Source organism: Streptomyces sp. 13-12-16, from assembly GCF_002114215.1.
In the GTDB taxonomy this organism is placed as follows: domain Bacteria; phylum Actinomycetota; class Actinomycetes; order Streptomycetales; family Streptomycetaceae; genus Streptomyces.
In genome coordinates, this window is record NZ_NCTE01000984.1 from 1 (window position 1) to 663 (window position 663).

The following is a 663-nucleotide window of genomic DNA, read 5'->3' on the forward strand; positions in this document are numbered from 1 at the left end:
GCCCGCATGCCGGGACCCGGCCGGCCCGGTGCCGGCCGGGCGGGGCCGTGACGCACCCGTGCCGTCAGTCGACGGCGGGGCCGGCCTGGTCGGTGCCGGACAGCCGGGCCAGGTACCGGTGGCAGCGGGCCGCGCGTTCCGAGTCCTGTTCCATGACCTCCCTGAAGAAGTCGGCGATCTCCTTCTGGTCCGCGTTCTCCGCGTCGCGGACGTACTGGCCGTAGTCGTGGCCCGCCTTCAGCGAGTGGTACTGCACGGAGATCAGGTCGTACACGACATCGCTGAAGCCCGTCTCGCCGGTCGCCATGAGCCCTCCTGCGTGTGGGGGAACAGGTCGCAGGGCCGGGTATCACCTCCCCGCCCGGTGAAACCGGCTCCGTGCCTCACGGCTCTCCGGGCGGCGCCGCGCGCCCCCGCGCGAGGAGCCAGCCGGCGATCGCGCCGATCGTGTACCAGAACAGGTCCGGCGCGTTGAAGGTGGAACCGAGGACCAGGCGGGCCGCGGTGCTGTGCCGGGAGAGTTCCGCGGGCACCCCGGTGAGCTGCAGGAACTCGATCCCCCAGCTGACGGCGAGCGCGATCCCGGCGGCCCTCGGCGGGGTCACCTGCGGCGCCGCCAGGACCACCAGGGCGAAGATCAGCAGGGTGTAGAGGGCGTCCCCG

2 protein-coding genes are annotated in these 663 nt (G+C 73.2%); both read right to left on the reverse strand.

Features of this window, described 5'->3' with window-relative positions:
- Positions 1–64 precede the first annotated feature (64 nt).
- The gene (locus B7767_RS33690; protein ID WP_085575418.1) at positions 65–307 is read right to left on the reverse strand and encodes an acyl carrier protein; all 243 of its coding nucleotides are present in this window, start codon (positions 305–307) and stop codon (positions 65–67) included.
- Between the two features lie 76 nt (positions 308–383).
- The coding region (locus B7767_RS33695) for a DUF2809 domain-containing protein (protein WP_085575419.1) at positions 384–663 on the reverse strand (280 nt) is incomplete at its 5' end.